Below are 21,309 nucleotides of genomic sequence, written 5' to 3'. Positions count from 1 at the left end.
CTTTTAAGGATAACCGGATGCGCCATGTCTTTACCGCCACCCTGATCGCCGCCTGCCTGACGCTGGCGGCCTGCGGCGGCAAGGAAGACGGCGGCAACAAGGTGCAGATGAAGGATATGGAGGTGGTGGACGGCACCGCGACCGACGCCATGACCGATCTGGACGGGGTGCAGAGCGAAGGCACGGCCGTCACCCTGCCCAGCGCCAACGCCGCGAGCAACAGCAGCGCGCCCGCAGCAAAAGCGCCAGCCGAAAAGGCCCCGGCCGAAGAAGCCGAAGTCCTGTCCGATCAATAAGGCTGGCAGGATCGTTCAGCGCTGATACAGTGAAACGATAGAAGAGTGGCATGATAGAATGGTCGCGCCCGATTTTGGCGTGATTCAAGAGGGGCTTGATCGATGAATGTCCGTTTTCCGCTGCGCCGTGCGCTGACCGCGCTCATCCTGGCGGCCGCGCCCATGGTGGCGCAACCCGCCGCCGCGCAATTTTTCTGGTCGCCGCCCGACCTCAGCGCCCCGCCCCTGACCGACGATGCCGCCGCGACCGCCATGGGCCTGCCCGGCGCCACCGCTGCCGAAGTGAAGGCGGGTCTTGCCTGGAACCTGCGCGCCGCGCTGAACGTCGCCGCGCTGCAATGCCAGTTCGAACCCACGCTGCTGGCGATCAGCAATTATAACGCCATGATCGCCCATCATGATGCGGAACTGGACGCGGCGCAGGCCACCCTGCTCGGCTATTTCCAGCGCACCGTGGGCAAGGGGCGCGCGGGCCAGTCCGCTTCGGACATGTATAATACCCGCATCTATTCGGGCTATTCCACCGTTCAGGCGCAAAAGGGTTTTTGCCAGACCACCGCAGAAGTGGGGCGTCAGGCGATCTTCGCGGATCGCGGCGCCCTTAACGAAGTGGCCCGCAACGGCCTTGGCTCGATCAAGAAGTCGCTGGTTCTGGCGGGCGAACAATTTTACGGATCGCCGGGCTACGACTATGCCCTCGCCATGCCCTCCTTGGACCCCAGCTGCTGGAAAAAGGGCGTGCTGCAACCCGTCTGCCATCAGGCGTGGAATGACCGGATCGGCGTAAAGCCCTGACATCGCCGCCTTCGCGCGCTTCGAACGGATAAGCCCCTCCCCTTCAGGGGAGGGGTTGGGGTGGGGCAGGCACCACGCCACCCCACCAGAAATGAAGGCCCATTCCGACCCCGCCGAATCGGAAAGCCGCTCCCAGATTCCGCTCCAGAAAACCCGCCCCCAAAACCCGTCATGCCAGCGCAGGCTGGCATCTCAGACGAAGGCGCGGAACGCGCGTTCGCGGCGCGACATATTCACCGCATCCCGCGCAAAAGTGCGAACCGGTTTTTGCGCGGGATGCGACGACACATAACTGGACCGCACATCCTGCGTCAGAACATGGCCAGATCCGTCAGCCCCAACCCTACCCCAGCGCACGTTCCACGATCAGCGCGTAGATGCGGGTCAGGTCGTGCAGATCCTGCACCGCCACCGCTTCGTCCAGCTTGTGCATGGTGGCGTTGTTCAGGCCGAATTCCACCACCGGGCAGATCCGCGACAGGAACCGCGCGTCGGACGTCCCGCCCGTGGTCGACAACTCCGTTTCAACCCCGGTCACATCGCGGATCGCCCCGCGCACCAGATCGCTGAACGCGCCGGGCGCGGTCAGGAAGGATTCGCCGCTGATCTTGGCGTCCACCGTGCCGCCCCCGGTCGCCGCGATCGCTTTGATCCGTTCGATCAGCGACGCGCCGCTATGCCGGTCGTTGAACCGGATGGAAATGCGCGCGGTGGCCGCGCCCGGAATGACATTATGCGCCGGGTTGCCGACTTCCAGATCGGTAATCTCGATATTGCTGGGCTGGAACCAGTCGGTCCCTTCGTCCAGCACTTCGGCCTCGATCGCCGACAGGATGCGCACCAGTCTGGGGATCGGATTGTCGGCCAGATGGGGATAGGCGACATGGCCCTGACTGCCCGCCACCCTGATCCACATATTGACCGATCCGCGACGGCCGATCTTCACCACGTCGCCCAGCCGCGCCGACGATGTCGGTTCGCCGACCAGGCACAGGTCCGGGCGCAGATCCCGCGCCTTCATCCGGTCCATCAGCGCCAGCGTGCCGTAAACGGCCGGGCCTTCCTCATCCCCGGTGATGATCAGGCTGATCGTGCCGGGCAGGTCGTCGGGCAGCGCATCCAGCGCCGCGACGAAGGCCGCGATCGATCCCTTCATGTCCACCGCGCCCCGCCCATAGAGCAGGTCGCCGCGAATTTCGGGGGCAAAGGGGTCGCTGGTCCATCCCGCGCCGGGCGGCACCACGTCCAGATGCCCGGCAAAGGCGAAATGCGGCCCCGCGCCGGTGGTGCGCCATGCCAGCAGGTTTTCGACCGGCCCGTCGGGCGCCTCTCCCACGATGAAACGGTCGACGGTAAAGCCGCGTGGCGCCAGCATCGCCTCCAGCGCCGCGAACACTTCCCCGGTCGCAGGCGTTACCGATGGGCAGGCCAGCAGTTGCTGGGCCAGGGCGACGACATCATCTTTGCTACTGGTCATGCTCATGCCGCCGCGTTAGCGAAAGCCATGCCGGTTGGCCAGCTTTTGGGAGATTGAAGCCATGCCACGGATCGACCTGACCAGCGTCGAACAGACGAACCGCACCGGATACCCCGCCGAACATGCGGGCGCGGTGGACGGGCGATGGGTCCGACGACTGGGACCGGCGCATGGCATCAGCGATTTCGGCGTCAGCCATGTCGTGCTGAAACCCGGCGCGGCGTCATCGCACCGCCACTGGCATGAGGATGAGGATGAATTTCTGCTGATGCTGGCGGGCGAAGCGGTGCTGGTGGAAAATGGCGGCCGCACCCTGATGGCGGCGGGCGACATGGCCGCCTTTCCCAAGGGCGAACCCGATGCGCATCACCTGATCAACGAAAGCGCGAGCGATTGCGTCTTCGTCGCCTTCGGTCGCCCGCCTGCGGGGGATTGCCATTATGCCGACATCGACCTTTTGTGGTCGGGCGGCGCATATCGCCACAAGGACGGGAGCAGCTATTGACGATGGGGATGGACCGGCGCGGCCTGATGACCGGCATGGGCGCGATGATGGCGGCGGCGGCGATACCGGGCGGCGCGACCGCCGCGCCGCTGATCAAACCACCCCGCCTGCGCGCGGGCGACACGGTGGGGCTGATCGAACCGGCGGGCTTTACCGACGACGCCTTCGACCTCGATCTGGTGCAGGACACCATCCGCGCCATGGGTCTGACGCCCAAAGCCGCGCCGCATCTGGCCGGGCGCTACGGCTATCTGGCGGGCACGGATGCGGATCGCGCGGCGGACGTCAATGCGATGTTCGCCGACCCCGACGTGCGCGGCATCTTCGCGGTGCGCGGCGGATGGGGCTGCGCGCGCATCCTGCCGCTGCTCGATTTCGCGACGATCCGCAAGAATCCGAAGCTGCTGACCGGCTTTTCGGACATCACCGCCCTGCATCTGGCCTTCGCGGCAAAGGCAGGCTTCACCACCATCCATGGTCCCAACGCCGCCAGCAGCTGGGGACAATATAGCTGGGACGCATTTCGCGCCGTGGCGTTCGATGCGGGCACGCCCACTTTCACAAACCCGGTGGGCAGGGAAGACCGGCTGGCCCAGCGCATTGGCCGCGTCCGCACCTTCCGCCCCGGCGTGGCGCGCGGGCGGCTGCTGGGCGGCAACCTCACCGTGCTCGCCGCGCTGATGGGCACGCCATGGCTCCCCGATTTCAGCGGCGCCATCCTGTTCATAGAGGATATTGGCGAAGCCCCCTATCGCATCGACCGCATGTTGACCCAGCTGTCGCTGGCGGGCGTGCTGGGCCGGATAAAGGGCGTGGCGTTCGGCCAGTGCACCGATTGCGGCGCCGCCGGGCCAAGCTATGGCGGCTTCACCCTGTCGGAAGTGCTGCAACAGCATCTGGCCCCGCTCGGCATCCCGGCCTTTCAGGGCGGGCAATTCGGCCATGTCGCCAATCAATACAGCCTGCCGCTGGGCGTGGAAGCGGAAATGGACGCCACCACCGGCACCATCCGCCTGCTGGAAAGCGCGGTGCGTTAGGGCAGGTTTGGGTGGTTAGCGGACTGTCTGCCAATCAACGACAAAAGCTGGAGAGCGGAATGGCGGCTTTCGATATAATGTTGTGACGAAGCAGACATTCTCAATTATCCAAATCCGTGCCATCTGCTGTCAGTAAGATCGGGTTGGCTGTCTTTAAACTTAAGGTCAAAGTGGCTTTCCCAAGGAAATCGTCCTTCGCGGTCTGGCCACACAAGTTGCAAACAGGGGAAGTCGTCTCCGCTGTAAAACCAGCGGCTCCAGCCCATATGTTCATGGTATTGAAATTTTGAGACCGGGAGTAATATAGCTTCTGCATTGCCGAGAAGGTTGGTCGTTCTCACGCCAATTGGGGGCTTTTCACCGGCCTGAACGTCGCGAAAAATATCCCAGAGAATTGAATGGCAAGTCTCCTTCGAAAGCGAGAAGACGATGATTTCAGGAAATCCCAAACTCGAAAAGAAACCTGTCGAATTCGAGAAATCCGGTAACTTATCCTCGTCATCAAACACCCGAGTGTTGAACCAGCCATGCTTGCGAATATCTGCAAGAAATTCACGCTCTTGGTCATCAAGCGCACTGTTGGGACGGTCTAACGCGGTTCGCATTTGGGATAGCTGCCTGAAAAATCGACGCCATTCAACGTCCGCTTTATAAATGCGGAATTCTCGTCGCGAGTGGCAAAAAATGGTCGTTAGCTGATAGGCTCAAAAATCATGGCTGGCTGAGACAGCCATGTAGATCATCCAGCCCAATACCGTGTTCACGCCCATCACGCATATTATGCCGATGGCTGCCTGCCCACGTTTGCCATCCAAAAGATCGTGAAATCCCCGCCAAAATCCAAACGCTATGTTCAGTATCCAAACCAACAACGCTACAATCACCACGGCTGTCACTCCCATGACCCAAAACGAGGTATGGCAGCTTTTAGGGTTTCATCGAAAGAGGCTGAACGGCAATTTCTGGTCGAAACCCGCCGCCTCTTATTCCCTCACCGCCCGGCAATAACCTTGGCGATCCGCGCCGCGGCCTGCCCGTCGCCAAAGGGATTATGCGCCCGCGCCATCGCCTGATAGGCGTCCTCATCGTCCAGCAGCGCCAGCACTTCGCGCACGATCCTGTCGCGATCCGCGCCCACCAGCTTCGCGGTGCCCGCTTCCACCCCTTCGGGCCGCTCGGTCGTCTCGCGCATCACCAGCACCGGCTTGCCCAGCGAGGGCGCTTCTTCCTGCACCCCGCCGCTGTCGGTCAGCACCAGATGGCACATGTCCAGCAGGCGCACGAAATGCGGATAGTCCAGCGGCTCGATCATCGCGACATTGGATAGCCCCCCCAGCACCGCATCCATAACCGGACGGACATTGGGATTGGGATGCACCGGAAAGATGACCGCCACATCGGGCCGCGCCGCGATGTCGGCGATGGATCGCGCGATCGCTTCCATCCCGCCGCCGAAATTTTCCCGCCGGTGGCTGGTCACCGCGACGATCCGCTTGCCCCCGAACCGCGCCGCAAGGTCATCCAGCCCGCGCGCCATGTCCGGCTGCGCCACCACCCGCTCCCGCGTGGCGAGCAGCGCGTCGATCACCGTATTGCCGGTGACATGGATGCTCTTGGCGTCCCGGCTTTCCGCCAGCAGGGCGTCGGCCGCCGCCTGCGTCGGGGCGAAATTCATGTCGGCGATGCACGCCACCACGCGCCGGTTCACTTCCTCCGGCCATGGGTGATGGATGTCCCCGCTGCGCAGGCCGGCCTCCACATGCGCCACCGGTATCTTGCGATAATAGGCGGCCAGACTGGCGACCATGGTGGTCAGCGTGTCGCCATGCACCACGATCCGATCGGGCTTTTCCGCATCGAACGCCTTGCCCAGTTCCACGATCAGCCTGGCGGTCAGCCCGTCCAACGTCTGGTGGGGCACCATCACGTCCAGATCGATGTCGGGCACGATCCCGGCAATCTCCAGCACCTGATCCAGCAGCCCGCGATGCTGCGCGGTCACGATCACGCGCGTGTCGATGCCCGGCTGCCCACGCAGCGCATGGACGACGGGAAACATCTTGATCGCTTCGGGCCGCGTTCCGAATACCAGCGCTACCTTCACATCGCTTCCTTCATTGGGACTGTCATGTCCGCCTGTGGCAGAAATTGGTGACCAGCCTCTAAACGATGTGGCATAGGCTGATGACGGACGAAGGACAGGATATGACGGAACACAGCAGCGATCGATGGCCTCGGCTGCATCACTGGCTGATCGCGGCGGCCACGCTGTTTATGATGGGCCTGATCGTGCCGCTCTTTGCCGCGTTCATCTGACGACGGCGCGTCAGGCCTTGATCTTCCACCCCCGCCGCAGCAGCCCATAGCATAGTCCGCCCAGCCCGATATTGAGCGCCAGCAGGATCGTGCTGCCCAACAGGATGTTCACATCCGCCGCCGCGACGAACCCGTAACGGAAACCGGAAATGATGTAGAAAAAGGGGTTGGCATGGCTGATCCCCTGGAACAGCGGCGGCAGGCGGTCGATCGAATAGAAAGTGCCCGACAGCAAAGCCAGCGGCCCGATCACGAAATTGGTGATCGCCGCGCCATGGTCGAACTTTTCCGCCCAGATGGACGTCAGCACGCCCAGAAACGCGATGAAGCTGGTGCCCAGCAACCCGAACCATATGACCGCCCAGATATGCGCCGGGGTCACATGCACGCCCGGCCACAGCGCCATCGCGCCCCACAGCGCACATCCCACGAACACCGCGCGCGTCACCGACGATGCGACCAGCGCGAACAGCAATTCGCCCACCGCGATCGGCGGCATCAGATAATCGACCAGCGTCCCCTGCACCTTGCCCACCATCAGCGCGAAGCTCGCATTGGCGAAACAGGCGTTGATCATGCCCATGATGATCAGGCCCGGCGCGATGAAGTCGGCAAAGGGCACCGCTTCGCCGCGCAGCATCACCGTGCGCCCGCTGCCGCCCAGCGCGACGATGAAGATGATCAGGAACATCAGCGTCGTGATGGCGGGCGCCCACACGGTCTGAAGCTGCACCTTCATGAAGCGGCGCACTTCCTTCATATACAGCGCCCATGTGCCCGCCCAGTTGATGTTGCGGATCTGCGGGACGCCCGGTTCAGCAAAAGGCGGCTGGACCGTGGTAGCGGCGTCAATTTTGGGCTGGTCGTTCATGGCTGGATCGACTATCGGCTGGTCCGTTGTGCTGCAAGGGGAAAGGTCCAGGGATTTGAACCTGCGCCCCCCGCTTCCCATATAGGAAGCCTGCAAAGATTTGTGAGGAGTTTTTCATTGTCCTGGACCGACGAGCGTATCGACCAGCTCAAGGGCATGTGGGAGCGCGGCCTGACCGCCAGCCAGATCGCCGATGAATTGGGCGGCGTCAGCCGCATTGCGGTGATCGGCAAGGCGCATCGCCTGGGCCTGCAATCGCGCCCGTCCCCGGTGAAGGCGAACGACGCGCCGAAAAAGGCCGCCGCGCCTGCCGCGCGCAAGCCCGCGCCTGCGCCCGAACCCGAAACACCCCGCGCCGCCGCGCCCGCCGCGCCTGCGCCCGCCCCGGTGCGCGCGCCGATCGCGCCGACGCCCACCCCCGTTGCGCCACCCGCCGCGCCTGCAACCGTGGCGTCCAGCGCCGACGCGCCGCCCGCAGCGCCCCAGCCGCGCATCATTTCGGTCGGTCCCGGCGGCTTCCTGCGTCAGGGTCCGGGCGATCAGCAGGCGCCGATCCCGCCCGCGCCGCCACGCCGCCTGGTGCCCGCAAAGCCCAGCGCCGAAATCGCGGACAAGACCAGCCTGCTCGACCTGACCGAACGGATCTGCAAATGGCCGATGGGCCATCCGGGCGAGCCGGACTTCCATTTCTGCGGCGAAGCGGTGAACCCCGGCTTCCCCTATTGCGTCGAACATTGCGGCCGCGCCTATCAGGCGCAGCTGCCGCGCGGTACGCGTCGCCCGCCCCCGCCGCTGCCCTTCGGCGGCCCGCGCGTCCGCTGATCGCAAACCAGATATGAAAAGGGCCGCCCCTTGCCGGAGCGGCCCTTTTTCTTTGCGCGTCAAAGATGATCAGGCAATTGTGATGCCGACATCGACATTGTTGCGCGTGGCATTGCTGTACGGGCAAATCTGGTGCGCCGCTTCGACCAGCTTTTCGGCGTCCGCGCCTTCTACGCCGGGCAGGCTCACTTCCAGATCGGCGGTAATGCCGAAACCGCCTGCCGCGCGCGGGCCGATGCCGACCGTCGCGGTGACGCTGACGTCAGCGGGCACCTTGATCTTCAACTGGCCACCGGCGACCTTCAGCGCGCCGATGAAGCAGGCGGAATAGCCCGCGGCGAACAGCTGTTCGGGGTTCGTGCCTTCGCCGCCGGCGCCGCCCAGTTCCTTGGGGGTGGAAAGCTTGACGTCCAGAACGCCGTCTTCGGTGCGGGCTGCGCCATCACGGCCGCCGGTTGCCGTGGCGCGGGTGCGATATTTGACATCAACGGACATGGGATGCTCCTGAATATTCCGCGATAATCATTATCGCGATAAATATATGTGTAGGCGCACTCTGCTCCCTTGTCCAGATAATATTTATCGCGATATACATTTTATGCTATGCGGGTCGTCAAGGAGACTGAACGTGGCCGCTGCCCTACCGCTTGATCAACAACTCTGCTTTTCGCTCTATGCCGCCAGCATGGCGATCAGCCGCACTTACAAACCGATGCTCGACGATATGGGCATCACCTATCCGCAATATCTGGTCCTGCATGCGCTGTGGGAGGAAGACGGCCGCACCGTCGGCCAGATCGCCGATCGGCTGGCGCTCGAATCGAGCACCATCACCCCGCTCGTCAAACGGCTGGAGGCGGCCGGACACCTCACCCGCACGCGCAGCGCGCAGGATGAACGGCGGGTGGAGGTGCGCCTGACGGACAGCGGCCGCGCCCTGCGCGAACAATGCGGCTGCCTTGCCGAAACGCTGATGGACCGCCTGTCGATGCAGCCCGCCGATCTCGCCGCCCTCAACGGACAGGTCCAGCATCTCTGGCAGGCGCTGCGCACCGGATAGGGCATTGTGCGGAAGGGGGTGGCAACAAAAGAAAGATAGAGCATCATCCGCTTCAGCATGAACGGATCATGCTCCAACGCCGTGCGCACCCGCATTGCCGACCGCACCATCGGAAAAGCCCCAGCCTGCAAGGGAACAGGCCGGGGCTTTCCATGTCGGGACTTCAGATCGGATCAGAAACGATAGCTGGTGGTGACCATCACGCTCTGGGTTTCGAACTTGTCGCCGCGATTGATGCTGGCGCCGCCCGACGGGGTGATGCGGAACGGATTGGTCGCAGGCGCGCTGCCCGCACCCACATCGACGCGATAGTCGCCGGTGTTATAACGGGTCCACAGATAGCGCGCGCCGATCGAAAAATGATCGGACACCTTGGCTTCGATGCCGCCGCCCATATTGTAACCCCATGCCTTTTCTTCGGCATTGACCGGGGTGAAGCTGTTGGCCGTATTGCTGGTGCGGAAATAATTCTGCACCTGGGCATAGGATACGCCGCCGGTGATATAGGGCATGATGCCGCCCGGCGTGGTGTAGCCAAGGCGCAGACGCCCATTGGCGTTCCAGTCGATCTTGCGACGCATGGTATAAAATGCCGGGGTGGTCGAATATTCGGTCACCTTGTCGTCGATGAACGCCTTGCCGCCTTCCAGCACCGCGCCCACGACCAAGCTGCCGAACTGCTTGTCATAACCGACATGGCCCATCCATCCGATGGCGTTCTTGTCGCCGTCGCATCCGCTGGCGGGCGTCGGGCCGCGCGCTGCGCCGCCGCAGGTGCCGGGCGAAAAGGCGTTGGCGCCCGTCGTCGTGCGCACGACATCGTCATAGCTGCCGTCGGCATCGGTATCGAAACGCAGATGTTCGCCGCCATCCTTCTTCTGCCATGTCTTGCCGAACGACACGCCGACATAGGGACCGGTCCAGTCGACCGCGCCACTGTCCTGCGCGACGGCGGGCATCGCCAGGACTAGCGAAAAGGTGGCGCCAATCGGTGCGATAAGGCTCAATTTCACGATTATACTCCTCGCCTGCTGCGGAGCGACTATCTCCACATTCCCGGCGCTAACGACCCGGATCGCGATTTTGTTGCACCGCACTTTGTAACAATTGATTGCCGATGTTGCTTTTATGCAACGCTTGCACCCTTTGCACGCCCGCTTATAGCTTGTGCCATGTCCGAAGATCTGTTCGCCGCCAACACACCCGTAACCGCCCAATATGACGCCTCGACCATCGAGGTGCTGGAGGGTCTGGAACCGGTGCGCCGTCGGCCCGGCATGTATATCGGCGGCACGGACGAACGCGCGCTCCATCACCTTGCCAGTGAAGTGCTGGACAACAGCATGGACGAAGCGGTCGCGGGCCACGCCACCCGGATCGAAGTGACGCTGGACGCGGGCAACCGTCTGACCATCACCGACAATGGTCGCGGCATCCCGGTCGATCCGCACCCCAAATTCCCCGGCAAGTCCGCGCTGGAAGTGATCCTGACCACGCTCCATTCGGGCGGCAAGTTCGAAGGAAAGGCCTATGCCACCTCCGGCGGCCTGCATGGCGTGGGCATCAGCGTCGTCAACGCCCTGTCCACCAGCACCATTGTCGAAGTCGCCCGTAACAAGGAACTGTTTCGCCAGACCTTCTCGCAGGGCCTGCCCCAGACGGCTCTCGAAAAGGTCGGCGCCGCCCCCAACCGGCGCGGCACGGCGGTCAGCTTCGTCCCCGACACCGAAATCTTCGGCGAACAGAAATTCAAGCCCGCCCGACTCTATCGTCTCGCCCGGTCAAAGGCCTATCTGTTCGCGGGTGTCGAAATCCGCTGGAAATGCGCGCCGGACCTCATCAGCGACGACACACCTGCCGAAGCGGTGTTCCAGTTTCCCGGCGGCCTTGCCGATCACTTGAAGGAACAGGTCGGCACGCGCGAATGCGCCACCACCCAATTCTTCTCCGGCAATCAGGATTTCCCTGGCGAAGCGGGCCGGGTCGAATGGGCCGTCGCATGGCCGCTCTGGTCGGACGGCAGCTACAGCTGGTATTGCAACACCATCCCCACCCCCGATGGCGGCACCCATGAAGCGGGCCTGCGCGCCGCGCTGGTGAAGGGCATTCGCGCCTTCGCCGACCTTGTGGGTCAGAAAAAAGGGAAGGACATCACCGCCGACGACATCATGACCTCGTCGGAAATCATGCTATCCGTCTTCATCCGCGATCCCCAGTTTCAGAGCCAGACCAAGGACCGCCTGACCAGCCCGGACGCCGCGCGCCTCGTCGAAAATGCCGTGCGCGACCATTTCGACCATTTCCTGACCGACCATATGGACCGGGGCAAGGCGCTGCTTGCCTATGTGCTCGACCGCATGGACGAACGCCTGCGCCGCAAGCAGGAAAAGGAGGTCAAGCGCAAGACCGCGACCAACAGCCGCAAGCTGCGCCTGCCCGGCAAGCTGACCGACTGTTCCAACGACGATCCCGAAGGCGCTGAAATCTTTCTGGTCGAAGGGGACTCTGCGGGCGGTTCCGCCAAACAGGCGCGTGACCGGAAAACGCAGGCGATCCTGCCCCTGCGCGGCAAGATCCTGAACGTCGCGTCCGCCAACACGGCCAAAATCCTCGCCAATCAGGAAATCGCCGACATGATTCTGGCGCTGGGCTGCGGCACGCGCAAGGACTGCAATCCCGACCTGCTGCGCTACGAACGCGTCGTCATCATGACCGACGCCGACGTCGACGGCGCGCATATCGCCACGCTGCTCATGACCTTCTTCTTTCAGGAAATGCCCGAACTGGTGCGGCGCGGCCATCTCTACCTCGCTCAGCCGCCGCTCTACCGCCTCGTCGCGGGCGGCAAGAGCCTCTATGCCAAGGATGACGCCCATCGGGAGGAAATTCTGGCCAAGGAATTCAAGGGCAAGAAGGTCGACGTCAGCCGCTTCAAGGGGCTGGGCGAAATGAACCCGATGCAGCTGCGCGAAACCACCATGGACCCCAAAACGCGCATGCTGATCCGCATCACCCTGCCCGACGATATAGAGGATCGTCAGCAGGTGCGCGATCTGGTGGATCGGCTGATGGGCACCAACCCCGCCCACCGCTTCGCCTTCATTCAGGAAAATGCAGCGGCGGTGGACGAAGAAGCCATCGACGCATGAAGATGGCCATGTTCCACCCGAACCGCGCTCCTGCGAAGGCGGGAGCCCAGATCGGACGGTGGAACTGGGCTCCTGCCTTCGCAGGAGCACGCCATGCGCTGCTGGCCCTGATCATATCAATGCTCATCCCCACCCCATCCCGCGCCGCACCCGATCCTGCTCCCATTTACCAGTCCCGCGCACAGCAGCTGCTCGGCATCCTGACCACGCCCGGCGGCGAAGGCGATTTCTTCTCCACCCTGTTCCTCGACGCCGTGCCGGTGGATCGCTGGCGCGCCATTGCCGCCGACTTGCGCCGACAGCATGGCGCGCCGCTGGCCCTTGGCGCCGTCCGCACCGAAAGCGTCACCGCGGGGCAGGTCGAAATCCGTTACGAACGGGCCACGGTCGGCTTCACCATGGTCGTCGCGCCACAGGCGCCCAATCTGGTCGTTGGCCTGCATATCGTGGGCGCGCGCACCGCCAATGACAGTCTGGACCGGGTGATGGCGGACATCGCCGCCCTGCCCGGCGCCGCTGCCTTTGCCATCGCCCGCCTTGACGACGGCGCGCCGCAGATGATCCGCACTCACCGCGCCGAAACGCAAATGGCCATCGGCTCCAGCTTCAAACTCTATATCCTCGCCGAACTGGCCCGTGCCGTGCGCGCCCATGATCGCCGCTGGGGCGATGTCGTGCCGCTCGGCCCGAAGAGCTTCTCCGGCCGGCTGAAGGACTGGCCCGATGGCGCGCCCATGACGCTCCAAAGCCTGGCCACCGCCATGATCGCCGAAAGCGACAACAGCGCCAGCGACACGCTGATGCGGGCGGTCGGCCGCGACCGGGTGGACGCCATGCTCACCGCCACCGGCCATGCCGATCCGGACCGCGCGCTGCCCCTCCTCTCCACGGCCGAAGCCTTCGCGCTCAAGATGCCCGCCAATGCCGACCTGCGCCAACGCTATGTCGCAGCAGGGCCTGCCGCCCGCCGCGACCTGCTGCGCGCCGCCGCCACGCGCCTGACCGGCGACCGGGTCGATGTCGGCAGCGTCGCCGAAGTGCCGACCGCGAGCGACCGCATCGAATGGTTCGCCGCGCCGCGCGACGTGATCGCCCTGCTCGACCGGCTGCGGCGGCAGGGCGGCGACGCGCTGCCCATCCTGGCCGTCAATCCCGGCATCGCCCCCGCCGATGCGCGCCGCTGGCGCTATCTGGGGTATAAGGGCGGCAGCGAACCGGGCGTCATGGCGATGAATTTTCTGGGCCGGGCGCAGGACGGCCACTGGTATGCGATCTGCGCCAGCTGGAACAATCCCGCCGCCCGTCTGGACGAAGGCCGGTTCGTCGCTCTCATGACCCGCGCGCTCAACCTGATCGCCGCGCCCCAGCCATAAGGAAAAAGGGGCGGAAAACCCGCCCCTCCCTCTTCATCCTTCATGCCATTGCCCGATCACATGCTGATCTTGGCGCCCGCATACATGTACCGGCCCACGAAGCTGACCGGATAGTTGGACGATGCGATCGACGGCTGCTGGTCAAAGACATTGTTCGCGCCGACATAGATGCGGAAACGCTCGTCCACATCATAGGCGACATAAATGTCCTGTTGCCATTTTTCCTTGTACCACTGATATTTCGGTTCCGAAATGTCCGGGTTGGCGGCCAGTTCCTCCACCGTATAGCGGCGGGTCTTGCTGAACCAGCTGACGCCATAATTGACGGTCAGCCTGTCCAGCGTCCAGGTGATGTCGCCCGTCGCATTCCATTTGGGATAATAGGCTTCCAGACGATCGACATCGACGGTCGCGCCGGGGGTCGGGATGAACTCCAGCTTGTTCAGGTATCCGCCCACCAGGCTGATCGCGAAATTGCCGGCCTTGCTGGTCTTGAAGCCGTAGTTCAGCTTGAAATCGGCGCCCGACGTGCGGAAATTGGCGACATTCTGCGGCTGGATGAACCAGCTGGAGATATATCCGCTGCCTTGCGCGCGGGTGATGTTCTGGCAGAAGACATTGTCCAGCGTCGGCTGGTCCACGCACAGTTCGGCCACTTCCTCCGCCGTGGCGGTGTTGACGGCGTTCTGCAGCTTGATGTCATACCAGTCGAACGACGCCATCAGCCCCGGAATGAAGCCGGGGCGCAGCACGACGCCCGCCGTCCATGTCCGCGCGGTTTCTTCCTTCAGATTGCGGTTGCCGCCCGAAAAACCGGGCAGGCTGACGGTCGCGGTCGGGTCGTTCTCCGGATTGAACGCCGCGATCTGGCCGGGCGTCAGCCCTGCGGCGGCCAGCTGCGCCTGACAGTTGGCGACGCGATATTGCGTGCCTTCGCCGATATAGACGGGGTCGCACGGATCGCCGATGAAATCGAACCCCCCGTTACGCGGCGCGAACAGTTCGGTGATGTTGGGCGCGCGCACCGCTTCGGACCATGTGCCGCGGAACATGATGTCGGGGATCGGCGCATAGGTGCCGTCCACCTTCCACGTCGTGGTCCTGCCGATGGTCGAATAATCCGACAGGCGGATCGCCGCGCCGAATTCCAGCCGATGGGCAAAGGGCAGATCCTTGAGCACCGGCACCGACAGTTCGCCGAATATTTCCTTCACGTCGAAACTGCCCCGTTCGGGCAATTGCAGCGAGAAATCCTGCAACGCGCCCTGCTGCAACAGGTCGTCGGGCGTGAAGCTGCTCTTTTCCTTGCGATATTCGCCGCCCAGCGCAAAGCCGACCGGGCCGCCGGGCAGTTCGAAAAACTGGCCGAAATCGCCGGAGATGGAGCCGGACACGACATGCTGCTGCACCTTGGCGCGGTTCATGATGTCGGCATTGACCCAATCGAGCGCCGCCTGACTGCGCACGCCATTGCCGATCAGGTTCAGCGGCACGCAACCGCTGTCGGCGCCCGGCGTGAAGGTGCTGGCCGGTGCGTCATAATTGTCGGGATTGATATTGCCCGGCGTCACGTTCGACCGGCACACGATGTTCCCCGCCGGATCGCGCACCGCATCGATCGCCGCCCAGTAACGGTCGCCGATGCGATAATTGGTCAGCAACACCTTCGATCTGGTCTGGCCGAAGGTGTAGGACAGTTCGTAGCGCGCATGGTCGGAAATCGCGCCTTCGAAACCGCCCACGAAACGCATCGTCTCACGGTCGTTCCGCTCGCCTCGCACGCCCAGATCGTAATTGTCGCGTGAAATCAGCGCGCCGTCGGCCGTGGATGCGATGCCCGCGAAACGATCCTGCAGATAGGGATTGTCGGGCGACAGATAGGTGAAGAAATCGAACGATGGCTGGTTCTGCGTAAACGTCCGGTTCTTCACATATTTCGCTTCGAAGAAGAAGGACAGCGCATCGCTGAAATCATAATGCGACAGCAGGTTGATGTTGTGGACGCGGCTATAGGCCTGAAGATCGCCCTGATACCCCGCCAGCGGCGTGCTGTCCCCGCCCTGCGTCAGGCCGCCCGAAGACGGCAGCAACAGACCGCGATCATAGACCTTGCCCGAACCGGTATAATCAGGGATGCCGTCCAGATCCAGGTCGATCGCCCCGTCTACCGAACTGTCGGCATAGCGCAGGTCGTTGAACGGCAGGCGGTCGGGCACATTGGGATCGTCGGGGAAATCGGCCGGGTTGCGCACGATGCCATAGGTGTAGCGGGGGTCGCCCGTGCGCCGGCGGTCGCTGCTGCTCACCCGGTCCGTTTCGCGAAATTCGTAGGACAGCGCGATGTTACCGCGCCCGTCGCTGAAATTCTTGCCGTACGTCACCGATCCATAGCGCTGGCCCGCATCGCCCCGGCTGGCAATGCCCATCTGGCCGCTGGCCTTGAAACCGTCGAAATCGCGCTTCAGGCGGAAATTGACCACGCCCGACACGCCGTCCGCGCCATAAATGGCCGATGCGCCGCCGGTCAGCACGTCCACGCCCTCGATCAGGTCGGTGGGGATGGTGTTGATGTCCACCGCGGCCGAACCCGACAGGCTCGACACATGGCGGCGGCCGTTGACCAGCACCAGCGTGCGGTTTTCCCCCAGCCCGCGCAGGTCCAGCAACTGCACGCCCACCGCCCCGAAATCGGCGTTCGATCCGGACGTCCGCGCGCCGTTCAGCGAATTGATCAGCGCGGGATTCTGCGCCAGCGTATCGACGATCTGGACGTTGCCCGCCTGTTCCAGCGTCTGCGCCGTGACCATCACCAGCGGGTTCGCCAGACTGTAATCGCTGCGCTGGATGCGGCTGCCGGTCACGACGATGGTGTCGCCCGCATCGTCCGCGGCGGCGTCCTGCGCCATGGCCGGAAAGACAAGCATGGTGGAAAGCGCGCTGGCCGCAAGCAGCCCGCGCGCCGCAATAGCGGTACGACCCATAAATTTCCCTCTGTTCCCGTGCGTTCGCTGGACGAACGCGAACAGGTCAAACGCCGAAACCGGCCCATGGGATCAATGAATGTGCGACGAACTGAGTGGATTTATAGTATTTTATTTCACGGCGTTGCATCCCTGCAACGCCAATCGATCGACAAATGCGCTGCGCACGCGCCTTTCATATCCCGCTTACCATCACCCGTATGGTCCTGACGGTCATTGCCCCACCGCGTCCGCCCGCGCGATCAGGGCCTGCGCTTCTTCGACATGCATGGTTTCGATCATGCGCCCTTCGAACCGTTCGGCCCCGCCCGTCGCCGCCGCGATCAGCCGCCGGGCATCCGCCAGCGCCTGCGTATCCGGGCCGAATATCTGGTTGGCGACGGTCACCTGCCCCGGATGGATCAGCGTCTTGCCGTCAAAGCCCAGGGCATGGCCCTCCGCACATTCCCGCTCCAGCCCGGCTTCATCGTCCAGCCGGTTGAACACTCCGTCGAACACCGCGATGCCCGCCGCCCGCGCCGCCAGCACCACCGCCTGCATCGCGTGGGACAGGCCCTCCCGCCCGGCCGACGGCGGAATGCCGAGGTCCCTGCGCAGGTCATTCAGCCCCATGAACAGCCCGGCGCATCCCTCCGCCGCTGCAATCTCCGCCGCCGCCAGCACGCCACGCGCGCTTTCGATCATCGCGATCACCGGTTTCTGGGTGACGCTGGCGACATCCTTCACCTGCTTGGGATATTCCACCTTGGGCAGCACGACATAGTCCGCCGCCGATCCCTTGACCGCGATCATCTCGACCCCGTGCCACGGCATGCCCTCGACATTGATCCGCACCGACGTGATCCGCCCGCCAAACCCTTCCGCCAGCGCCGCGACCGCGCCGTCGCGCGCGTCATCCTTGGCATCGTCCGCCACCGAATCCTCCAGGTCCAGCACCAGCATGTCGCACGGCAGCGTGCGCGCCTTGGCGATGGCGCGGGCATTGGATGCGGGCAGGAACAGGATGGATCGGGCATGGCGCAACTGCATGGGGCATTCTCTCCTTCCAGAGCATCCTGACATCATCCGCGACGGATGACGGCTCGCACAATGCGGATCATGCTCCGGCCCTCATCCGTTACCCAATCGGCGCCCAGGCCCCAAGCCCCAATCCGCCAGCCTTACACGTCCGCAACGACGAAGCGCCGCCCTCCCACGCAGGAAGGACGGCGCTCCGCCACGACGGAAGTGAAATTCAGCCCGTCAAAAGTCTACGGTCGCCGACAGCCATAGCCGCCGCCCTTCCTGATTGATCGCATAGGCGGGCGTGAATGCCGTCACCGTCGGGCTGGTCTGATAGGGGACATAGACCGCATAGTCGGTGTCCAGCACGTTATAGATGGTCGCGGCCAGGCGGAATGTCGGCGTCAGCTGGTACGATCCGCCCAGATGGAACAGTTCGTAACTGCGGAAATCGCCCACGGCGGTCTGCTGCGCATTGGCCCCGCGATAACGGCTCGACCGCACTTCCGCCCGCGCCCACACGCTGGCCTTCTCGCCCAGCTTCCAGCGCAGATTGCCGTTCAGCATATGCTTGGGCATGCCGATCAGCGGCAGTCCCTCTTCCGCGCCGCTCAACTGCTCGGTCTCGGTATAGGTATAGTTGGCGGTCAGCGACAGCGTGTCGGTAAAGGCGAATTTCGTCGCCACTTCCATGCCGCGCGTGCGCGCCTTGTCGATGTTGATCGACTGGCTGAACAGGTCGACGGCGGGGAAATTGCCGACGTCGATGCAGTTCGGCCGGCTCGGCACAGCGGTGAAACGGCAATTGGGGATGCCGGGGCCGCTGGCGATCTTGTCGGTAAAATCATTGTTGAACAACGTCACATTGCCGCTGAAGAAGCCCGGCCCGTCATAATAGAGGCCCGCTTCATAGCTGGTGCTGGTTTCCGGCGTCAGTCCCGGCGATCCCAGCAACGGCACGCGGCCCTGACTGCCGAACCCGATGATCCCTTCGGCGATCTGTTCGACGCGCGGCGTCTTGAACCCGCGGCTGACCCCGCCCTTCAGCGTCAGCACCTCATTGATGTTCCACACCGCATAGGCGCGGGGCGACCATTTGTCGCCAAAGGTGCTGTGATTGTCATAGCGCGCGCCGCCGGTGATGTTGAACCCGTCGACGATGGTCCAGGTCGCTTCGGCAAAGCCCGCCCACTGGGTGAACCTGAACGGCTCAGGCGCCACGCCCTCGACCATCCGCGCCTTCCAATATTGCCCGCCCACGGTAAAGGCCAGCGCGCCGACTTTCCCCGCGAAACGCGAATCCAATATGTCGTTGCGCGCCTCCAGCGTGCGCGGCGCGCCCGGCGTCGCGCCCGGCGTGCCGTTGGGGATCAGGCGGCCGATCGTCTCCGTCTCGTTACGGGTCAGCGTCGTGTCCAGCTGGCCAAAGCCCATGCGCCAGCTATGCGCGACCACATAGTTGGACCGGTTGAACCGCTGCCGCGGCGCATAGCCGCCCGAACCCAAAGTCCCCAGTTGCCCCTCGCTATTGTCATAACTCTGCTCGTTGCGATCGAACTCGACCCACAGGTCATGGTCCTGATGCGGCGTGAAGCTCAGCCGCCCGCCATAATTATAGACGTCCGACCGCACCGGATTGCGCCCCAGCGTCAGCGCCGGATCGCCCGGAATGTCGATGCTGGACGCCTCGCGATGGAATATGCTGCCGCGCAGCGTCAGGCCGACCAGATCCTTGACGATCGGTCCCTGCGCAAATCCGTTGATCGACTGGATATTGCCGAAACGGTCATCGCCCTGAATGGTGCTTTCCGCGCTCGCGGTGCCGACCCAGCGATTGCCGACCTTGCGGGTGATGATGTTGACGACGCCGCCCATCGCGTCCGACCCGTACAGCGTGGACATCGGCCCCCGCACCACTTCGATCCGGTCGATCGCGGCAAAGGGCGGCAGGAAGCTGGTCGATGTTTCGCCAAAGCCGTTGGGTGTCACGCCGCCCGGCGCATTCTGGCGGCGGCCATCGATCAGGACCAGCGTATAGTCGCTGGGCATGCCGCGAATGGAGATGTTGAGGCCACCGGTCTTGCCCGCTTCGCCGCCCACGTCCACGCCCTGCACGTCCTGCAACGCTTCGGCCAGGCTCCCGAACCGCTTTTCCTGCAACTCCTCGCGGCCCAGCACGGTGATGCTGGCGGGTGCCTCTACGATATCCTGTTCATATCCCGCCGCGGTCACGACGATCGCGGACGACTGTTCGCCATCAGCGGAAGCGGGCGCAGGCGCAGCGGCCGCCCCGGCTGCTGCCGCCCCAGCTTCTGCCGCCCCAGCGTCTGCCGCCCCAGCTTCTGCCGCCAAGGCACCCTGCCCCATCACCGCCATCGCGACGATGGCCGTCCCCATATAGGCGCGCGCCATGGCACGCAGACGCTTCGACATCTGGACCTCCCTCTGCTAATGCAAATGCGTATTAATAATATGCGCTTCGCAAATAGCGTCGGGCGATGCCTGTCAATTGGAGGAACAGGCGGCGGCAGGCGCGCAATTCTTTCTTACAAAGGGGACAGGGATTGGCGGCATATGCCATGCCCATGGCATTGATTGGCGTTGGTCCAGCCACATTGCGCAATCGCCCGCGATTATATCGCCAACCGGATATGGGATGCACCGGTCCATCCGGAAACGGAGCGATATTAAGCCTTTATAGCGAAATCGCAGATTAAGAACGCCTCCGCAACGAACCTGTTTGGGGAGCAATTTCATGACCGACAGACGCACCAACGCCGCGAAATGGGCGCTGCACGCACATTATTCCCGCATGCTGGGCAAGGACGGGCAACTGATGGCGCAGCGGCAGCAGGCAGGAACCATGACCGCCGATCTGGTCGGGGAAATCGCGAAAGAATATGACGTCACCCGAAGCATCCCCGTTGTGTGTCCGCAATGGGGACCGCAAAGCAACGAGGCGGAATGGGTCGATCGCCATCGCGCACTGATCGCAGCCGCGATCAATGACACGGCATGGGACAGCGACATCGCAACACGCGCCGGACAATGCCGGACGCTGGTCCAATCGCTTGCCGACGCCATGGCGCCATCGCTCAAGAAAGATCGGAAAACGACTGTATCCTTCGCGTCAGGCCTCACCAAACTCAGCTGGTTCGATGCCCCCGACGGCCGCTGGACCCTGTTCGACAAATATGCCCGGCGCGCGGTCATCGGCAGCGGCACGGGCGACGCCCTCGACAAGATGAAGCAATTCTATAAAGCACTGGAAGAACGCGGCTTCAACGACGTATTTGACGCCATCTCGCAGGCCATAGCACCGCTCAACGTCCCGCTACATCCCGGCAAGATCATCGATCACTATCTGATGGCCTGCTGCCCGGATAAAGGCGAAACCTCCAATGACTTCAACCTCGGCAATCAGGCTACAGGCGAACTTCTCGACCGCTACCTGATCCCCGAAGCAGCCGCCTTACTCAACACATGCGCGCGAAAAGTGGAGCAGGCGCTGATCGACACGCCGCTCGCCAAAGCCGCATAAACGGTCGTGGGGGTGCGGGGGCGGCGCCCCCGCCCCGCGCCCCGAGCCGGGAGAGGTACCCACCCCCCCCCCCGCCCCCCCCCC

General features: G+C 63.6%; 19 protein-coding genes. 9 read left to right on the top strand and 10 right to left on the bottom strand.

Going from position 1 to position 21,309, the window contains the following annotated elements:
- The first annotated feature begins 17 nt into the window (after positions 1-17).
- Together ACOJSJ_RS13555 and ACOJSJ_RS13550 are read left to right on the top strand one after the other, a co-directional pair.
- Positions 18-296, top strand: coding sequence for a hypothetical protein (locus ACOJSJ_RS13555; RefSeq protein ID WP_420145501.1), 279 nt, complete (start codon positions 18-20; stop codon positions 294-296).
- Positions 297-398: 102 nt separating this feature from the next.
- A complete protein-coding gene (locus ACOJSJ_RS13550; protein WP_420145500.1) occupies positions 399-1,091 on the top strand; it encodes a hypothetical protein in 693 nt (230 codons plus the stop codon).
- 343 nt (positions 1,092-1,434) lie between these two features.
- On the opposite strand, the gene dapE is transcribed toward ACOJSJ_RS13550, so the two are convergent.
- Entirely contained in the window at positions 1,435-2,574 is a 1,140-nt protein-coding gene (gene dapE, locus ACOJSJ_RS13545) for a succinyl-diaminopimelate desuccinylase (protein WP_420145499.1), read from the bottom strand.
- 55 nt (positions 2,575-2,629) lie between these two features.
- Here dapE and ACOJSJ_RS13540 point away from each other — a divergent pair, with 55 nt between their 5' ends.
- Both ACOJSJ_RS13540 and ACOJSJ_RS13535 read left to right on the top strand, forming a co-directional pair.
- Complete coding sequence (locus ACOJSJ_RS13540) at positions 2,630-3,073, top strand: cupin domain-containing protein (protein ID WP_420145498.1); 444 nt, start codon at positions 2,630-2,632, stop codon at positions 3,071-3,073.
- A gap of 2 nt (positions 3,074-3,075) precedes the next feature.
- Positions 3,076-4,110, top strand: coding sequence for a S66 peptidase family protein (locus tag ACOJSJ_RS13535; RefSeq protein ID WP_420145604.1), 1,035 nt, complete (start codon positions 3,076-3,078; stop codon positions 4,108-4,110).
- 104 nt (positions 4,111-4,214) lie between these two features.
- Here the strand turns inward: ACOJSJ_RS13535 and ACOJSJ_RS13530 are convergent, their stop codons facing one another.
- From ACOJSJ_RS13530 to ACOJSJ_RS13515, 4 genes are all read right to left on the bottom strand, one after another.
- Positions 4,215-4,715, bottom strand: a complete 501-nt coding sequence (locus ACOJSJ_RS13530) for a DUF4262 domain-containing protein (RefSeq protein ID WP_420145497.1) — start codon at positions 4,713-4,715, stop codon at positions 4,215-4,217.
- Positions 4,716-4,814: 99 nt separating this feature from the next.
- The gene (locus ACOJSJ_RS13525) at positions 4,815-4,997 is read right to left on the bottom strand and encodes a hypothetical protein (protein WP_420145496.1); all 183 of its coding nucleotides are present in this window, start codon (positions 4,995-4,997) and stop codon (positions 4,815-4,817) included.
- Between the two features lie 104 nt (positions 4,998-5,101).
- Entirely contained in the window at positions 5,102-6,214 is a 1,113-nt protein-coding gene (gene wecB, locus ACOJSJ_RS13520; protein ID WP_420145495.1) for a non-hydrolyzing UDP-N-acetylglucosamine 2-epimerase, read from the bottom strand.
- Between the two features lie 222 nt (positions 6,215-6,436).
- Positions 6,437-7,297: an ABC transporter permease gene (locus tag ACOJSJ_RS13515; RefSeq protein WP_420145494.1), complete on the bottom strand. Its 861-nt coding sequence runs from the start codon at positions 7,295-7,297 to the stop codon at positions 6,437-6,439.
- 117 nt (positions 7,298-7,414) lie between these two features.
- Between ACOJSJ_RS13515 and ACOJSJ_RS13510 the strand changes: the two genes are divergently transcribed.
- On the top strand, positions 7,415-8,119 hold the full coding sequence (locus ACOJSJ_RS13510; RefSeq protein ID WP_420145493.1) for a GcrA family cell cycle regulator: 705 nt from the start codon (positions 7,415-7,417) through the stop codon (positions 8,117-8,119).
- Positions 8,120-8,188: 69 nt separating this feature from the next.
- Here the strand turns inward: ACOJSJ_RS13510 and ACOJSJ_RS13505 are convergent, their stop codons facing one another.
- Complete coding sequence (locus tag ACOJSJ_RS13505; RefSeq protein WP_420145492.1) at positions 8,189-8,614, bottom strand: organic hydroperoxide resistance protein; 426 nt, start codon at positions 8,612-8,614, stop codon at positions 8,189-8,191.
- Between the two features lie 133 nt (positions 8,615-8,747).
- Here ACOJSJ_RS13505 and ACOJSJ_RS13500 point away from each other — a divergent pair, with 133 nt between their 5' ends.
- Positions 8,748-9,179 carry a MarR family winged helix-turn-helix transcriptional regulator gene (locus ACOJSJ_RS13500; protein WP_420145491.1) on the top strand — a complete coding sequence of 144 codons (432 nt, stop codon included), beginning with the start codon at positions 8,748-8,750 and terminating at the stop codon, positions 9,177-9,179.
- 173 nt (positions 9,180-9,352) lie between these two features.
- On the opposite strand, the gene ACOJSJ_RS13495 is transcribed toward ACOJSJ_RS13500, so the two are convergent.
- On the bottom strand, positions 9,353-10,192 hold the full coding sequence (locus tag ACOJSJ_RS13495; protein ID WP_420145490.1) for an outer membrane protein: 840 nt from the start codon (positions 10,190-10,192) through the stop codon (positions 9,353-9,355).
- Between the two features lie 159 nt (positions 10,193-10,351).
- On the opposite strand from ACOJSJ_RS13495, the gene parE reads away from it, so the two are divergent.
- Both parE and ACOJSJ_RS13485 read left to right on the top strand, forming a co-directional pair.
- Complete coding sequence (gene parE / locus ACOJSJ_RS13490) at positions 10,352-12,328, top strand: DNA topoisomerase IV subunit B (protein WP_420145489.1); 1,977 nt, start codon at positions 10,352-10,354, stop codon at positions 12,326-12,328.
- A gap of 8 nt (positions 12,329-12,336) precedes the next feature.
- Complete coding sequence (locus ACOJSJ_RS13485; protein WP_420145488.1) at positions 12,337-13,701, top strand: serine hydrolase; 1,365 nt, start codon at positions 12,337-12,339, stop codon at positions 13,699-13,701.
- Positions 13,702-13,757: 56 nt separating this feature from the next.
- Here ACOJSJ_RS13485 and ACOJSJ_RS13480 read toward each other — a convergent pair whose 3' ends face one another.
- The 3 genes from ACOJSJ_RS13480 to ACOJSJ_RS13470 all read right to left on the bottom strand — a co-directional run bounded on the left by ACOJSJ_RS13480 (position 13,758) and on the right by ACOJSJ_RS13470 (position 20,051).
- Positions 13,758-16,682 (bottom strand): TonB-dependent receptor domain-containing protein, encoded by a 2,925-nt coding sequence (locus ACOJSJ_RS13480; RefSeq protein WP_420145487.1) that lies wholly within the window; start codon positions 16,680-16,682, stop codon positions 13,758-13,760.
- 213 nt (positions 16,683-16,895) lie between these two features.
- A complete protein-coding gene (locus tag ACOJSJ_RS13475; protein WP_420145486.1) occupies positions 16,896-17,711 on the bottom strand; it encodes an HpcH/HpaI aldolase/citrate lyase family protein in 816 nt (271 codons plus the stop codon).
- A gap of 213 nt (positions 17,712-17,924) precedes the next feature.
- On the bottom strand, positions 17,925-20,051 hold the full coding sequence (locus ACOJSJ_RS13470; RefSeq protein ID WP_420145603.1) for a TonB-dependent receptor domain-containing protein: 2,127 nt from the start codon (positions 20,049-20,051) through the stop codon (positions 17,925-17,927).
- Between the two features lie 388 nt (positions 20,052-20,439).
- Here ACOJSJ_RS13470 and ACOJSJ_RS13465 point away from each other — a divergent pair, with 388 nt between their 5' ends.
- A complete protein-coding gene (locus tag ACOJSJ_RS13465; protein ID WP_420145485.1) occupies positions 20,440-21,225 on the top strand; it encodes a hypothetical protein in 786 nt (261 codons plus the stop codon).
- Positions 21,226-21,309: the final 84 nt, after the last annotated feature.

This window comes from Sphingobium sp. (genome assembly GCF_048594625.1).
GTDB lineage: Bacteria > Pseudomonadota > Alphaproteobacteria > Sphingomonadales > Sphingomonadaceae > Sphingobium.
This window is presented reverse-complemented; position numbering and strand designations above follow the sequence as displayed.

Coding starts and splice junctions, on each gene's coding strand:
- ACOJSJ_RS13515 (WP_420145494.1), bottom strand. CDS start 7,297: ATGAACGACCAGCCCAAAATTGACGCCGCTACCACGGTCCAGCCGCCT.
- parE (WP_420145489.1), top strand. CDS start 10,352: ATGTCCGAAGATCTGTTCGCCGCCAACACACCCGTAACCGCCCAATAT.
- ACOJSJ_RS13480 (WP_420145487.1), bottom strand. CDS start 16,682: ATGGGTCGTACCGCTATTGCGGCGCGCGGGCTGCTTGCGGCCAGCGCG.
- dapE (WP_420145499.1), bottom strand. CDS start 2,574: ATGAGCATGACCAGTAGCAAAGATGATGTCGTCGCCCTGGCCCAGCAA.
- ACOJSJ_RS13540 (WP_420145498.1), top strand. CDS start 2,630: ATGCCACGGATCGACCTGACCAGCGTCGAACAGACGAACCGCACCGGA.
- ACOJSJ_RS13470 (WP_420145603.1), bottom strand. CDS start 20,051: ATGGGGCAGGGTGCCTTGGCGGCAGAAGCTGGGGCGGCAGACGCTGGG.
- ACOJSJ_RS13530 (WP_420145497.1), bottom strand. CDS start 4,715: ATGCGAACCGCGTTAGACCGTCCCAACAGTGCGCTTGATGACCAAGAG.
- ACOJSJ_RS13475 (WP_420145486.1), bottom strand. CDS start 17,711: ATGCAGTTGCGCCATGCCCGATCCATCCTGTTCCTGCCCGCATCCAAT.
- ACOJSJ_RS13505 (WP_420145492.1), bottom strand. CDS start 8,614: ATGTCCGTTGATGTCAAATATCGCACCCGCGCCACGGCAACCGGCGGC.
- ACOJSJ_RS13550 (WP_420145500.1), top strand. CDS start 399: ATGAATGTCCGTTTTCCGCTGCGCCGTGCGCTGACCGCGCTCATCCTG.
- ACOJSJ_RS13535 (WP_420145604.1), top strand. CDS start 3,076: ATGGGGATGGACCGGCGCGGCCTGATGACCGGCATGGGCGCGATGATG.
- ACOJSJ_RS13465 (WP_420145485.1), top strand. CDS start 20,440: ATGACCGACAGACGCACCAACGCCGCGAAATGGGCGCTGCACGCACAT.
- ACOJSJ_RS13485 (WP_420145488.1), top strand. CDS start 12,337: ATGTTCCACCCGAACCGCGCTCCTGCGAAGGCGGGAGCCCAGATCGGA.
- ACOJSJ_RS13555 (WP_420145501.1), top strand. CDS start 18: ATGCGCCATGTCTTTACCGCCACCCTGATCGCCGCCTGCCTGACGCTG.